This is a genomic window from Nitrospira sp. (assembly GCA_005116745.1).
GTDB lineage: Bacteria > Nitrospirota > Nitrospiria > Nitrospirales > Nitrospiraceae > Nitrospira_D.
Genome location: SWDS01000008.1, coordinates 50,499 through 64,221, shown reverse-complemented (window position 1 = coordinate 64,221; position 13,723 = coordinate 50,499). Strand labels below are relative to the sequence as shown.

Genomic DNA, 13,723 nt, shown 5'->3' with positions numbered 1-13,723 from the left:
CCACGAATAGTTTTTATTAGGAGAAAGGAGCTACCGTGAATCATCCCATGACAATCGCACTCGCCGCTACGGCGTTGTTCGCTGTCTTAGTCGGAACCGCCTCTGCTGAAGGTACATTTGAAGGTAGGAAGAAGTGTTATAACTGCCACAAGGGCGAAGGAGAGTCGTGGGATAAGACCCTTCATGCCAAAGCTATGGATTCGCTCAAAGCCACAAGAGGCAAGAAAAAAGACGAGGCCATGGTTAAGGCAAAGCTTGATCCTAAGAAGGATTACACCAAAGACAAAGATTGCGTGGGCTGTCACGTCACCGGCTTTGGGAAAGAGGGCGGTTACACGGTTGAAGAGCCGGAGAAGTTCGTGACGGGAGTAAGCTGTGAATCATGCCATGGAGCCGGAAGCGACTATCGTAAGATCCACCGGAAGGCCGGGGAGGCCTACGAAAAGTCCAAGAAGGAAACCCCTCGTGAGTCTCTGGCTGAAGCTGGACAGGACTTTGAATTCGTCGAAAAGTGCAGCGCCTGTCACCTGAACTATGAAGGGTCGCCCTGGAAGGGTGCGAAGAAGCCCTATACGCCATTTACCCCAACTGTCGACAAGAAGTACTCGTTTGATTTTGAAAAGTATGTGCGAGACGACAAGGCGATGCACACCCATTTCAAGCTCGAAGGAACATTCACTGGCCCTCCATCTCCGAAATTCCACGAGGAATTCCAGAAGAGTGCCAAGCCAGCGGTGAAGGCCGACAAGGCTGAGGAGGAATAATGTCAGGGAAGGCCGGTACGTTCATTGTCGGGGGAGTGGTCGGCATCCTGTTGATCGCGGTGGTCTTCGGGGGTGAAGCCGCTGTCTCAAGAACAGAGTTCTGCATTAGTTGCCATTCAGAAATTTATCCGTATGAGGAGTTGAAGAAGTCCTCTCACTATGGGGCCCTTGGGGCGGATCCTGGTTGTAAAGATTGCCATGTGCCACAAGGCTTCTCCAACTTCCATAAAGCCATCTATACCCACGTGGTTGACGGGCTGCCCTTCCTCATTAAGGAATTCACCACCGACTACTCGACGGTGGAAAAATTCAATGAGCATCGCCCAGAGGCGGCCTTTCGGGCCAGGATGAAATTGAAAGAGTGGGACAGTCTCACGTGCAGGGCCTGCCACAAGAATGTGAAAGCGCCAGGTGCGTCAGCCAAGGCTGCGCATGCAAAAATGCAGACCGAAGGCGCCACGTGTATCGACTGCCACCAGAACTTGGTGCACAAGAAAGTTCCAGAGCACGATCTCAATGCCAGCTTGGCGCAGGACAAGCCGGTATTGAAGGTTGAAAAGAAGAAGAAAGACGATGATGAGGACGACAAGGATTAGCTTCGTCTTCGTATCGTTGTAATGAAGAAACCGCCTTGCATCTGGGCAACCAGGTGCAAGGCGGTTCTACTTTGTGCGCGTGTTAGAGGTTGAGTCCATACAGTCTTGCCGTGGTTGACCTCACCGTCTTCGCCGCAACCCGCTTGTTCAGAGTGTCTTACTACTATCTGACGGCAAGGGCTGTACAAGCTGATACTCACGCCGCTCAGGGCCTTGCAGGTGGACGGTCGCGGATGCATCACGCCATTTGCTGAGGCCACAGTCCATTCTTGGCATGGGAATGGGCTTCCACAGAGCCAGTGCTTGGGCTATATCAAGCCAATTTTGCAAGCAGGGTGGACACTGAAACGACGATGTCATGCCAAAACGTAACGGGGTAGGGCAGCCATTATCCTGATTGGACTGAAATATGTCACATGCCTAGCACCAAGTTGAGGGCTTTAACGGGATGCTGGAAAATTCACTCAGCAGCGTTCTCGCATCGCTCAGAGGCTCAATGTACCGAAGCCTACGTCTCGCCGCTTTGCTCACCACGGCATTGCTGGATGGTCTTTTTGAGCCTCCTGTGGTTATTGTCCCATCTGTACGGTAGGTCAGACTTCGCCGGAATTTTATTGAGACACCGAGTTTTTCCGCAGCCTGCTAATCTCTTAGTGGTGGGCCGTTGGAAAGGCTTGTTAGGTCTTGCGAAGCCTGTACGAGAGAATATTCAGACACCGATACACCGCACCTCGTAGGCCATCAGTTCATCGTTGAAGAATCCAGTCGAGCGTCTCAACGGTAAGGTCTGGACCTAATTCATCGGAGTTATCCTGAAGTTCGTTGAATGTTGCTGAGTGGCTCCGCCGTGGGATACTGGACGGTTCAGAAGAGTGAAAGGCTATGCCGCGATTGCACCGGGCATGGCAAGGATTGAAGCCGAACAGACCGAGCCGCAGCCGGCGTCGACGAAGAAGGCAGCGTAACCATTACCATGGGGTTGTTCAGAAACTTTCAACGGAGATCTTGATAATTCCAATTCATCACCCCACCTGGACAGGGCTCAGCCTACTACCCCAACGACAGACGGCATCCTGATGAGGCACAGGAGTGCTGGTCGAGTACCGCACGAGTGATCGACGGGAGAAGCCTGAGTATTACAGGATTTTTAGTAGTAACGCTGTGGGTGAATCAGATGGGGAATCGAGTAGGGGGTGGGTTGCGCCACCCCCTACTCATTTAATGAACTAAAGAGGTACTTCTAAGTCTACTTATTATCGCGCACACACCAGACAAAGTTCTTGTTGATCTTAAAATCGTTGCCGATGATGCCATAGTCGAAGTTGACGTCCCACGCACTAAACGAATAGTCTTCGTGTTCCGTCGACGTCCAATAGCCATGAAACTCGATGTTGGAGAATGGGTGGCCAGTTGGGAGGGCCGGGGGAGGATAGATCGTGTGATCCGCCAGGGTCTCCAACTCTTTGAGTGTGGGCAGGCGCCAGTCTTTCTTGCCACCGACGGTCTTTTTCGCGCAGACACCGGCGGCACTTTTCCAAACCGTCATGGCTCTCGTCGGGATTACCTCCCAGACCAGCCCCGTCTCATTATCCAACGCCCCCTCATTATTCATGGACTCTAGCACGGTGAACCGCGCGTTTTCCGACGTAGCCGCTTCAGCGGGGGTGGCTCCTGAGCCGAAACCAGCCAGCGCCAGGCATCCGACAGCCAGCCCAACAGCCCCGATGCCGCTCACCCAGTTGCTTCTTCTGCTTTTCATCTCGACCCTCCTGTATGTGAAGTTGTTGCACCGCCGGACTGCTGCGTGACCCACGACATCAGACCACACAGCGAGGGATGCTTGTTTAGGTTTGGAGAAGTGTTTGCGCGTAATTCGGAAGCCGCTGAAATGGAAATGGCCGACCCTCCTGCCAGATTGCCGATCGTTGAAATTCGAGAATCAGCATGGGACATCTTCTCAGATCCGTGACGCATTAAGCGCATGGTTAATATCAGGAGACTCTTTGCTTTGTCAATACCTTCCGCAGAATCAATCTGTTCCACTAGCTTTGATGGTGGTGGCCGCGGTGTGAGAGCGTCTTACCTCGAAGTCGGCTTAGAAATCCACACAGCCACTCGGATGCCCAACAGCAACACGGGGAGGGAGAGGCTGCGCCTCTCCCTCCCCGTGTTGCGTTACTCTGGTACGACCCGTTCCCGGTAGAGTACTACAGCCCTTTGAACAGGGCAGGATTGGTTGGACCATCGATCTTCAGCAGGCCAAGGGCGCCTTTTTCGGTGCGGAAGAGCGAGTGGTCAACCGAAACAAACGTCCCGGGCATTTCGCCTTTAAATTCTCCTAGGGTTGCTTCACCAGGTGTCACCAGGGTGCTTTGGATATGCTCAAGTGGCGCTTTTGCCACGTTACCTGCGGGCCAGACCCGGTCTAACATCTCACCAATGACGTGCCACGAAGAATCAAAGTTGACTCCGGCATTGCCATAAAACCATCGAGTGGTCTCTCCTACTTTGGATCGGAGCGGAACTTTGACCAGTGCGGTCATATGGCCATTATGCACGATATAAGACGCATCCGCCTCTTTCACCTTTTGCTCTGAATAAACCAGGGTATCGTTCTTCTTGCCATCCTTCATGTAGAATTCGCTCTGCATGACATAGAACTCTTTTTCGACAGGCTTCAGCCCACCAACCGGCTCAACGACGATCAAGCCGTGCATGCCACTCAAAACATGTTGTATGTTGGATGGCGCTGCAGTGGAGGACTGATAGATAAAGACACCTTGGTTGGCGGCCTTAAATGTGATCTGAGCTTCCTTCCCGGGCTCCGCATTCACCAAGGCTGCTCCACCACTGACCTTCGTGAAGTCAAGATTGTGGCTCTGCTTGCTGCCGCTCTTATTCTTCAAGCGGATTTCAACCGTATCGCCCACCATGACGCGAATCATCGGCCCTGGCACCATTCCATTAATACCCCAGAACTCATAATTATTGTCGTCGCTAATCGGACCCACCCACTCGGACGCTTCCAGGTTGACCACGACGGTTGCGGGCTGGGTTCGCGTGATCGGAGCGGGGACATTGGGTGCCTTCGTGAGTTGGGCCTGGATGGTCTCCGCTGATACTACGCCTGCATTGATGGCAAGACACGGAGCCATGACCAATGCGCTGATCAATCCGGCATGACGCATGTTATGCAACAAACTCTTGGGCATGACGACTCCTTTAATTTTGTATGACTCTGCCGGCCATCATCCTGATCACCTGCCTGCAGAGTCCTTCAGGCCATGGTAATTGGCCTAGTTGGCTGGATCCTCTCCTCTACCTTCAGTCTACCTTCAGCAGACCAAGGGCGCCTTGTTTCTGTCGATCCTTCACTGGGTCAACTAACGTATAGGTGCCCGCCTTGACTTTAAACTCGACCACGACCGCGCCACCTGCGGGAACCTTGGCAACCTTGACATTCTCCGCCGGTGGTGCGTTCAGAGAACCCTCGGTGTACACTCTGTCGAACGGCTGTTCGAGGAGCTGAAAAGAGTCGACAAAGTTGGGTCCTGGGTTGGTGAAGAAAATCCGAACGGTTTCTCCGGCCTTGGCTCGAAGAGGAGTTTTGACCATCGAGCTCGCATGGCCGTTATAGACGACATGGGAGGGGCGCTCGTCTAACCCATTTTCGTACGAAAACTCCAAAGTATCGCCCTTGGAGTAGCCCTCTTTCGTGTAAAACTCGCTTTCCGTGATCTGGAATTCTTTATCGACAGGCTTCAGCCCACCCGCTGGCTCAACGATGATTGTCCCGTACATGCCATTCGCAACGTGCTCAGGAATGGATGGTGATGCGGTGGCGCAGTGATACAAAAAGATGCCAGGGATGATCATCTTAAACTTTCCCCCGCTCTCCTGCCCTGGCTCGCTATTGAGCAGGCTTGCTCCGCCGCCTGGTCCTGTGATCGCATGGAAGTCGATATTGTGAGATTCCTTGCTGTCCTTATTGTTCTTCATGCGGATTTCAACCGTATCGCCCACCATGACGCGGATCATGGGCCCTGGCACGCTCTTATTAAAACCCCAGAACTCATAATTGTTATCGTCGCTTAGCGGAGCGGTCCACTCATCTGCTGTCAGGTTGACTACAATGTTGGCGGGCTCGGTCCGTTTGATGGGAGGGGGAACATTGGGTGCAAATCCCAGTTGGGCCTTAATAGTCTCCGCCGACACCACGCCTGCATTGATGCCGAGATATGGAGTCATGATAAATGCGCCCACCAATCCGGCGGTGCGCACATAACGGGAAAAACTAATAGACATGGTGCCTCCTTTGATTTTTGACCGCCCTGATAGTTTTTTCTCTCATACGAAGTGGGACGAACCGAATGGTTTCAGCCCCGGCTCAGGGCATTGTCGATACCCGCCTGCTTAAGGTTTGTAACATGAGTGGTCGTGCGGCTTGCCCCCGTTCGAGAACATGTTCTCAAACGCCATCACATGCCAGATCTGCTCTTCTGTCAGGCTGTTCTTAAAACCTTTCATTTTCGTCTTCGCGATACCTTCCGATATCCGCCAGAACCAGAAACTATCGGACCAACGGCAGATATTTTTAGGATCGCGCATATCCCGCGCACCTTTTTTTACCGGTGTGCCGTCCTTGCCATGGCAGCTGCCACAGTTGACGTTCGGATTCACGTCGCCCTTGTAAATCTGCTCTCCCTCTTCGATAGCCTTAGGATCCGTCCACCCTCCAGCCGGCATATGTTTGTCTGCGTAGTCGGCTGGAACCGGGGGCAATGGGGCCTCATCTTCAGCGAAAGCCATGCCTCCTGACAGAATCAGAGCGCTCCCCATCATCATGATCGCCAAACCGAAATTCCTTCCCGTCATTCCTGCCTCCTTATTTTTCTAAATAGTGAGTCTGATATATCGACGACATTCTACCGCATGGGGCACATCAGTTGTGTTCCCCATGAGGCCACCACATCAAAAAATAATTTAATCCTACCACGCTGATGGCAACAGAGACCACCAAGGCACAACCACACGCCGGGAAAGTTGCTCTACCATGCCACTGTTCACTCAAAACGCGCAAGGCCATGTAACATAACAAATTACCTAGTGTCAAGCGGTCGCACGATGTCTTCTTGAGCGAACACAATTTAGAAATGCTCTCTGATACTTCTACGGGTGACTCCAGTTGGTCTTGATTGAGATGATGCGGGCATGAGCCGACCGGAGTACCCGAAGGACATGCGGGCTTGCCGGTTTCGTAAGTCAGAAGTGTTCAGGGTAGTCCGCAGGGCTCAATTCCATGTTCGACGTATTTGACTGAGAATGTCAGTACCACGTGGTTTGTGTAGCATTGCAGCGGTCTGGCCCGGTAGTCCCGTTTGCGCACTGGATGCATTGACAACCTCGGCGACCTCCGTGCAAGATGAAGTACGCGGGATTGCGCCGAATCAGCTGTTCGTCATTCTCTGCTAGCCGATCGGTAGATTGCCGTGATGATTCATCGAGTTCACACACAGGGGCAGCAAACACGAGGGGCTCATCAGATGGCGAACGGTACGATCCTGTCTCGAGTCGGTTGGTTTTCGATGATGATTGTCGCAGGCGTTGCCTTGGCCGGTTGCGACAGCACGGTGCGGCAAATCGGCAAGTCGTCGACGGAGTCGGCGTCTGTCGCCCAGACGGAGAGCCGGGAGAAGCATACTGACCACACCTATGGCTTTACCATCAAATATTCTCCAAAAGATTACGTGCTTCTCACGGAAGGCCCCATCCAGACCACCACTCAGCCGACGGCGGTCCAGCGCGTACGCTTTCAACGAAACGACATCGCGGTCGGCCAGGTTGCAGACCATGAATCTCCGGGATTGACTATCAACGTGTTCGCACAATCGCCGGAACGCTCGCTATACGATTGGCTCGACTCATACGGACTGCTGCCTCCCGGCAGCGAGATTTCTTCGGTTCGACTGACAGGCGTGAAGGAAGGGTTGAGAGTTACCCTCAGACAGCAACCTGCGCCTAACGAGTTCGTCTATCTCGCGACCGATCGGTATGTGTATGGCCTTGTCCCTTATGGCGCCAAGGGCGGAAAAATGCTGAGGTCGTTCCGTCTGCTTCCGGATTCCTCACGGGCTCATATGCGCCATTGATCCGAGCGTACCTTAGCAAGGTTCCGCAGCACGATCTGAACGCCATGTGAAGAGCTGAGCATAGGCCGGCTCTCTAGCCCGAGCCTAGCGCACATTCTTCTATTGAGTATTCGCCAGTTGCCAGGTGAGTGCGAGGACATACCGGGCTATGTTTCGCAAAATTTCTGGATTGATCGTGTCAGCGGTGTCGGTAGGCTGATGCATGTGCGGGTGGATCCCGCCGCTTGCGATGCTGACGGTTGGAATTCCTGTTTCTTTGAACGGTTCGTCGTCCCCGCCTGGCAAGAATCCGTAATAGTCAAGCTTGCGTACCAAACCCACTACGTACCCTGCTTCCTTCAATGTGGATTTTGTAAGCTCTGTGACACGGAGGATTAACACTCCGTCTCCCGCTCCAACATGGTCAATGTTGAGCATGGCTTTCGTTGAGCCGAGGGGGATGGCAGGTCTCGCTGTATAGTGGCGTGACCCGAGCGAATCTCTCTCATGTCCACTAAATGAGAGAAAGAGGATCGACCGTTGAGGACGTAGGCCCAGTTTCCCAAGGGCCCGTCCGACCTCCAGGAGTACGGCCGTTCCAGATGCATTGTCGTCAGCGCCAGGAAACCAGAGGCCCGCTGGACGTCCGAAATGGTCGCGATGGGCGCCGATGACGATGGTATCCGGCCCTGTGCCAGGAATCATCCCGACCACGTTCGTCAGCAAGCCATCCGCTATCGTGGTTTTCCAATGGAGAGATGCATATCGATTGACGAGGCGCGATTGCGCTGCTGGGGCGTTATTGAGTAGTTCTTGGAGGGTGCGAAGGCGGTTATCAGGATTGGACTCGTCTCCGCTTCCGGCGAGGAGCGTCTCCGCCAATTTCGTGCTGATCCACGCGCCAGGGAGGGCTTGGTCAGGGGAGAGCTGCCCATACAATGCGCTGGGTCTTCCCGTGGCGCCGCGGCGAATTTCATATGGGCTGATAATGGGCCCTGTTGCGGTCAGATAGGCTACGGCTCCTCGATCTCGTGCGACGCGGACCTTGTCGGCGTGGCTGACAGGGCTTGGGTAGTGATCCGGTTTGCCGCGCAGGAAGAGCACGATGCAGTTCTTCACATCGACGCCGGCGTAATCGTCGATTCCCTGAGCCGGATCGACAATGCCGTAACCGACGAAGACGACCTGACCCTGGAGATCGGCAGAGGGGGAGTCAAAGACCGGGAGGTAGTCTCTACCCAGCTGCGCTGTGACCAACTGGTCCGCTGCGCCGGTGCGAACGACCGGGTCTGGTTCGACGAGTGGTGTGGAGATCATCGAGGCCATGATGCCAACGGGCTCTTCCTTGCCGGCTCCGGGAGAAGGGAAGGCGATTCCCTTGTTGTCAATGAGCGGGAGTTGTACCCCTGCCGCAGTCAATTCCTGTGCAACCCATTGTGCGGATCGCAGGTCATCGGCGGATCCGGCTTGCCGTCCGTTGAACGCCGGACTGCTTAACGTGCGCACGTCGGCGAGCATCCGTTCGCTCGACAGGCCAGCGAGTGCATCAGACCATGCGCGCTGGTCTTCCTCCGATTGCGCGTAACCTCGGCTCCCCAAGGGAAGCAGAGGGAAGATGATTCCCAGGAGAATGATCACAACAATGGATGGGGAGCAGCTGCGCGTCGAGCCGTTCATGCAGTAAGCCTTTTAAGATGGCACGGAACTATAACATAGACAGATTCGGTAACGCAGGCTGACTCGTTGTAGAGCGGTTGCAGGCCAATCTACTTTGTGCGCGTGTTAGAGGTTGGGTCCATACAGCCTTGCCGTGGTTGACCCGACCGTCTTCGTCTCAACCCGCTTGTTCAGTGTCTCACGCCATCGGACTGCAAGGGCCGGACACACTGCGAGGCTCTGAGCGGCTTGCATATCATCTGTCCGTCGATGCATCACGTCGTTTGCGTAGGCCACTGTCCATTCTGGGCAGGGACGTTCCACAAGTATCAGGCGTGACCCAGCCTGAACCGTTCCCTCTTTGATGACCCGGAAATACCAGCCAGTCCGTCCGCTCTCTTGTACAAGGAGGGCCAGGTCCTTTCTGCGCCAGCGCCGTGCTAATTTCCAGCAGGGCTGCCGTGGCTGTGAGACCTGAACGAGCGCCTCTCCGGTCTCGAAAATATCACCAAGGCAGACCTCAGTCTCAAGCAGCCCTTCTGTGGTGAAATTTTCCCCAAACGATCCGAAAGGGAATTCGGTTGCTTCCAGCACCTGTTGCCAATAGGGGTAATGTTCGACGGGATAGACGTTCACGGCCTTTTCAGGGCCACCGTGATTCTTTAAATCGGCCTGGCCATCTCCGTTCAGGTTTGTTGTACCAAGCCAGACTGGGTCGGTGATAGGAAGCTTGAAAAAACCGGTTGTCCAAACCTCATCGAAGCGATCGGACGATTCTCTGCTCCCTACGGTCTGTGGTTGCCCAACTTGCAAAGAGATGATTGTTCCAACTGCCTGATCTTTCATAACAGTTCCTTGCTTAATCCATGCTGACCAGCGTACTAAAGTGATTGGGTAGGACTAGGTGGTCTTGCGAGGAGGCACCTTGCGCTCGTGATCGTCGCAATGGGTGCTGGTGATTGACTGCCGATCTGTGTCGATGTGGGCGAAGCAGCTGGGTGTACGTGCCTATAGGAAATTACTAGTACCAAGGAGTTCATGCGTATCAGCTTTATGAGATTCCCGTTCGATTCAAGACCCCGCTCGACCGGTACCAGGCACAGAGACGTTTGATTCCACGCAACGTTGGCCCTGCTGCTCCAATAGCGACCGCATCAACGAGGCAATACCATACGCTGGCGCCACTGGGGGGATTTCCTTGTGCCCATCCCAAGAGCGGGTCTATAGCTGCCCATTGCCACGCACCGACGGTCGTACCGATCAATTCAAGCCACGTCGTAATGAAAAATGCAGCGAGATAGACCAGTGGTGAACGGCCTGCCACCAGCCAGATTAAGAATATGCAAAACAGCAACGCACCGACCGCGTCCCCACGTTCAGCATATCCGGTAACGCCCCAGATGGCCCAGGTGCCCCACACGCCTATGACAAATAGAGCAATTTTTCTGGGATGGCGTACAAAGAGGCCTGATCGTGCTAGCGCCACGGCGGTCAGGTACACCATGCCGTGGCCAGGTGGGACGTAAGCCGGTACATTCTCGAATCGGTAGGTATAACCTCCCATATAGATGGAGGCGAAATGCTCTCCGAGCGTTGCAAAGATCACTGCAATCAAGACTTGTACTCGTGTTTCTTTATTTTCACCCAGCAATAAGGCCCCAAGAAAAACCCATGCTAAGGCTCCTAATGCATGTTGTCGCTCGACGCTGGCACTGATTTCGAACAAGGAACTCACGGCAACGCTCAGGAATGTAAACGCAGCAATAGCATAATCGCGTAGTCGATGCGTACTGGCGGTATTGGTGTTCGGAAAATGCCTGAGGGCGGTGCGCCTGACCCTATCGAACCAGAGTCCCGGAGAAGAAGTGGGTGAGGAAGCTTCCATATGTCAAATATGATCTAGAGGGTGGCAACCTAGGTAGGCTTTCAGGATCGCGACATTCAAGATTGTTCAACCTGCAGTGGAAAATACAGTCGGTATCATACAGGACCCCTATCGACCAGGCAAGTTCCAGGCAAGTGTCCGATGATTAGGTAATCATACAAAAATCTATTCAGAATAGCGCTATTTAGGAGCGCCACCCAGATTCATGAACGGACACAAGGCTGCGGAGGTCACACACCTATTGGAAAAGAAGTGAAGAGATCAACGAGAAAATAGCGGAGCGAGGAGGAGGCGAATGAGTGAGGACGGGGGGCAAAGAAAAACGCCGGTTCGTCATTCCACCGTGTGATGGAGACGAACCGGCGTTTCCTTAGACCCAGACTACCTTATGCTCCCATCCGTGTGAAGACTGGGAGTACTGGAGCCCAGACTGGATTAATGAGTCGCTCACCAGAATCGGTCCAGGACATGAACAATCCTGCAAAGCGCTGATCCGGATCGTGGAGAATGTCCACCAACCGTTGCACTTCCCACAGAACGTCCTTGGACTCGACTTTAATGTCAACTGTTTGGCCAGGCTGGATTGCGGCTTCGTAATCCATCGTCAGACCGGCTGGTGCAACCAGTTCGGCTGGATAGGCTGCATCAACCCTAGATGCACCAAACTTGTTGGTGAATCTGATGCCTGCTGTCGTGAACTCACCGATGGTTATCGGTGATGTGCCGTTATTGGTCGCATGAAGAACCATGCGCAATGCGCGGCCCGGAACATCGTACTCTGCATGAATAACGTCAACCGTCAGCGGGTTGGGCTTGATCGGCATCGGCTTGATCTTTGCCTCACCAGCCTGGAGAGGGACGCTAATCGGGTGCTTTGCTTCTGCAGCCATGTACCCGGCAACTACAACAGTTAATGTGAGGACCAACACCGCAACACCAACTTTTCGGTCAATGGGGTCAAGCAGAATCTCGTCCCCATACGCCGCTAGGACTCGAGCGCGAATCAGGTACATTGGTCTGATCGCAAAGTACCCGACCCAGAAGATTCCGAGAGCGATCCACCAGAAATGCCAGGCAATTCCAGTCATGCTTCCCATCGTCTCCGAGTCGAATGTTTCATTGGTCAGGGTCTTGATCGGATTGGTGAAATCCTCATAGCGACCCGTGATGTCCATCCATCCACCTGGTCCCGCGATTGGACCGGCTTCCTTGACGGCAAACATGGGATGGATGTGATGGTGGCCAGGGAGTCTGGCCTTTAATTTGACGATGTACTCATAGTCACGGCCAATTTCCATTGGTCCCGAGACGAACATCGGCGTTCCATTGACCTTCGAGCTCAGACGCACGAAGACGGAGCTGGGGGACCCGACATTGATGAAGGTACGGGTTGGCTTCACCACCGCACGAGGCCAATCCTCGGATAGGTGGAACTTGCCCTTCAGCTCTGTCACACCATTGACTGGGGTCGTCTTTCCAACCCATTCAGTGTCATACCAATTCACAGTGCGCATCCGCAGGAATGGTTCCTGCGATCGCTCCCCGTGAGCGAATGCAGGGGTAATATCGAGAGCCGGCGTGGCTGCCAGCGTCACCACCCCGCAGAGTCTAATCATCCACAGTTTGAAGACGTGTTTGGCAGTCATGCTTTCCCCCCAGAAAGTTTAGCTTTGTCGCCTTGTGGTCCCAAAGTGGCGTATGCAAATACATCGTACACCTTGGTGGTCCGCTGTCTGTCATCGGTGATGTAGAAGTATGAGGTGCAGAAGAACTTCCCAAACTGCCACCACAGGATGTACGTCAACGAGGACGCGAATGCGGAGAAGAACGCGGAGATCATGGTGCTGTGACCGCCGAATGTGCGCAGCGATCCAACTTCGATCATCCGAATGTACTCAGGAGTTCCGGTACGAACATACATGAAGCCCATGTAGTCTGCCCATGAGAGCAATGCGCCATCAACGACAAGCGGCGTATGGCTATAGGCAAATATAGGCCAGTTGCTCGGATAGAACAACGCCGCGAACATCCATGCGCCGATCACTGCCGTCAACGTCCAGTTCCTGGTTAACAAGAGGGTGATGTCGAGAACCAAGGCACCGGGAATCGCTGTAGCTGGCATGACGAAGTTGGGTGGATAGTTAGACCACCACCACCACGAAGTGTAGACGGCCATCCATTTCCCGGCACCAAGCGCCAGAATGCAGAGCGTCGCACCGAATGGCTGCCGGTAGTTCACCCAGTTGTAGTACTGGATGGCGGCGCAGAAGGTGATTAGGGTAACTGGTGTCACGATCGGCCACCACTGACGGTCCTTCCAATCGAGCCAGAAGTCCCAGTCTCCACACAACAGAGCCGTGTGCATGTGGAAGGTTCCGATGATGGTGACGAACAAAATTGGAATGAAATAGATATAATCGATTTTTCGAGACATCGCTACCCCTTCAGGGGGTAACTTTGAAGCCTTGATAATCTCATCGGTTCTAAACATAACTGACATCCTCCGTCATTTCAGTCGGTCGTGGCTGACCAGGCGTTCTGTTCCCTAAGAGTTCCTGATCAGCCGCCGATACCGACCCATGGTTCATATAGTCTGCATCCGCCCAGTTACTTAGTACCCGGCCTTGGCGTTCGGATTCACCTGGCTGGGGAACGGATCCAGAATGGCCTTGGGCGCGTTGTTCCAGATCACAT

General features: G+C 53.8%; 12 protein-coding genes. 3 read left to right on the top strand and 9 right to left on the bottom strand.

Translation table 11 applies throughout. The features are described 5' to 3' along the window. The first annotated feature begins 47 nt into the window (after positions 1–47). Together E8D52_12195 and E8D52_12190 are read left to right on the top strand one after the other, a co-directional pair. Positions 48–764, top strand: a complete 717-nt coding sequence (locus E8D52_12195) for a cytochrome C554 (GenBank protein ID TKB67532.1) — start codon at positions 48–50, stop codon at positions 762–764. Beyond that, positions 764–1,360: a cytochrome C gene (locus E8D52_12190; protein ID TKB67339.1), complete on the top strand. Its 597-nt coding sequence runs from the start codon at positions 764–766 to the stop codon at positions 1,358–1,360. Before E8D52_12195 ends, E8D52_12190 begins: the two co-directional genes overlap by 1 nt. 1,246 nt (positions 1,361–2,606) lie before the next feature. Here E8D52_12190 and E8D52_12185 read toward each other — a convergent pair. The 4 genes from E8D52_12185 to E8D52_12170 all read right to left on the bottom strand — a co-directional run bounded on the left by E8D52_12185 (position 2,607) and on the right by E8D52_12170 (position 6,235). Beyond that, positions 2,607–3,119 (bottom strand): DUF1566 domain-containing protein, encoded by a 513-nt coding sequence (locus E8D52_12185; GenBank protein ID TKB67338.1) that lies wholly within the window; start codon positions 3,117–3,119, stop codon positions 2,607–2,609. A gap of 448 nt (positions 3,120–3,567) precedes the next feature. Then, positions 3,568–4,572: a nitrite reductase, copper-containing gene (locus E8D52_12180; GenBank protein ID TKB67337.1), complete on the bottom strand. Its 1,005-nt coding sequence runs from the start codon at positions 4,570–4,572 to the stop codon at positions 3,568–3,570. A gap of 112 nt (positions 4,573–4,684) precedes the next feature. Continuing rightward, complete coding sequence (locus tag E8D52_12175) at positions 4,685–5,665, bottom strand: nitrite reductase, copper-containing (GenBank protein TKB67336.1); 981 nt, start codon at positions 5,663–5,665, stop codon at positions 4,685–4,687. Positions 5,666–5,773: 108 nt separating this feature from the next. Beyond that, a complete protein-coding gene (locus E8D52_12170; protein ID TKB67335.1) occupies positions 5,774–6,235 on the bottom strand; it encodes a cytochrome c in 462 nt (153 codons plus the stop codon). Positions 6,236–6,903: 668 nt separating this feature from the next. On the opposite strand from E8D52_12170, the gene E8D52_12165 reads away from it, so the two are divergent. Further along, positions 6,904–7,509 (top strand): hypothetical protein, encoded by a 606-nt coding sequence (locus E8D52_12165; protein TKB67334.1) that lies wholly within the window; start codon positions 6,904–6,906, stop codon positions 7,507–7,509. Positions 7,510–7,608: 99 nt separating this feature from the next. Here E8D52_12165 and E8D52_12160 read toward each other — a convergent pair whose 3' ends face one another. The 5 genes from E8D52_12160 to E8D52_12140 form a co-directional block, all read right to left on the bottom strand. Next, positions 7,609–9,165 (bottom strand): M28 family peptidase, encoded by a 1,557-nt coding sequence (locus tag E8D52_12160; GenBank protein ID TKB67333.1) that lies wholly within the window; start codon positions 9,163–9,165, stop codon positions 7,609–7,611. Positions 9,166–9,270: 105 nt separating this feature from the next. Beyond that, positions 9,271–9,990, bottom strand: a complete 720-nt coding sequence (locus E8D52_12155) for an MOSC domain-containing protein (GenBank protein TKB67332.1) — start codon at positions 9,988–9,990, stop codon at positions 9,271–9,273. 205 nt (positions 9,991–10,195) lie between these two features. Further along, on the bottom strand, positions 10,196–10,909 hold the full coding sequence (locus E8D52_12150) for a hypothetical protein (protein TKB67531.1): 714 nt from the start codon (positions 10,907–10,909) through the stop codon (positions 10,196–10,198). Positions 10,910–11,415: 506 nt separating this feature from the next. After that, positions 11,416–12,675, bottom strand: a complete 1,260-nt coding sequence (locus E8D52_12145; GenBank protein ID TKB67331.1) for a methane monooxygenase/ammonia monooxygenase subunit B — start codon at positions 12,673–12,675, stop codon at positions 11,416–11,418. Further along, positions 12,672–13,520: a methane monooxygenase/ammonia monooxygenase subunit A gene (locus E8D52_12140; protein TKB67330.1), complete on the bottom strand. Its 849-nt coding sequence runs from the start codon at positions 13,518–13,520 to the stop codon at positions 12,672–12,674. Before E8D52_12140 ends, E8D52_12145 begins: the two co-directional genes overlap by 4 nt. Positions 13,521–13,723 lie beyond the last annotated feature (203 nt).

Coding starts and splice junctions, on each gene's coding strand:
- E8D52_12170 (TKB67335.1), bottom strand. CDS start 6,235: ATGACGGGAAGGAATTTCGGTTTGGCGATCATGATGATGGGGAGCGCT.
- E8D52_12155 (TKB67332.1), bottom strand. CDS start 9,990: ATGAAAGATCAGGCAGTTGGAACAATCATCTCTTTGCAAGTTGGGCAA.
- E8D52_12180 (TKB67337.1), bottom strand. CDS start 4,572: ATGCCCAAGAGTTTGTTGCATAACATGCGTCATGCCGGATTGATCAGC.
- E8D52_12185 (TKB67338.1), bottom strand. CDS start 3,119: ATGAAAAGCAGAAGAAGCAACTGGGTGAGCGGCATCGGGGCTGTTGGG.
- E8D52_12190 (TKB67339.1), top strand. CDS start 764: ATGTCAGGGAAGGCCGGTACGTTCATTGTCGGGGGAGTGGTCGGCATC.
- E8D52_12145 (TKB67331.1), bottom strand. CDS start 12,675: ATGACTGCCAAACACGTCTTCAAACTGTGGATGATTAGACTCTGCGGG.
- E8D52_12140 (TKB67330.1), bottom strand. CDS start 13,520: ATGTTTAGAACCGATGAGATTATCAAGGCTTCAAAGTTACCCCCTGAA.
- E8D52_12175 (TKB67336.1), bottom strand. CDS start 5,665: ATGTCTATTAGTTTTTCCCGTTATGTGCGCACCGCCGGATTGGTGGGC.
- E8D52_12195 (TKB67532.1), top strand. CDS start 48: ATGACAATCGCACTCGCCGCTACGGCGTTGTTCGCTGTCTTAGTCGGA.
- E8D52_12165 (TKB67334.1), top strand. CDS start 6,904: ATGGCGAACGGTACGATCCTGTCTCGAGTCGGTTGGTTTTCGATGATG.
- E8D52_12160 (TKB67333.1), bottom strand. CDS start 9,165: ATGAACGGCTCGACGCGCAGCTGCTCCCCATCCATTGTTGTGATCATT.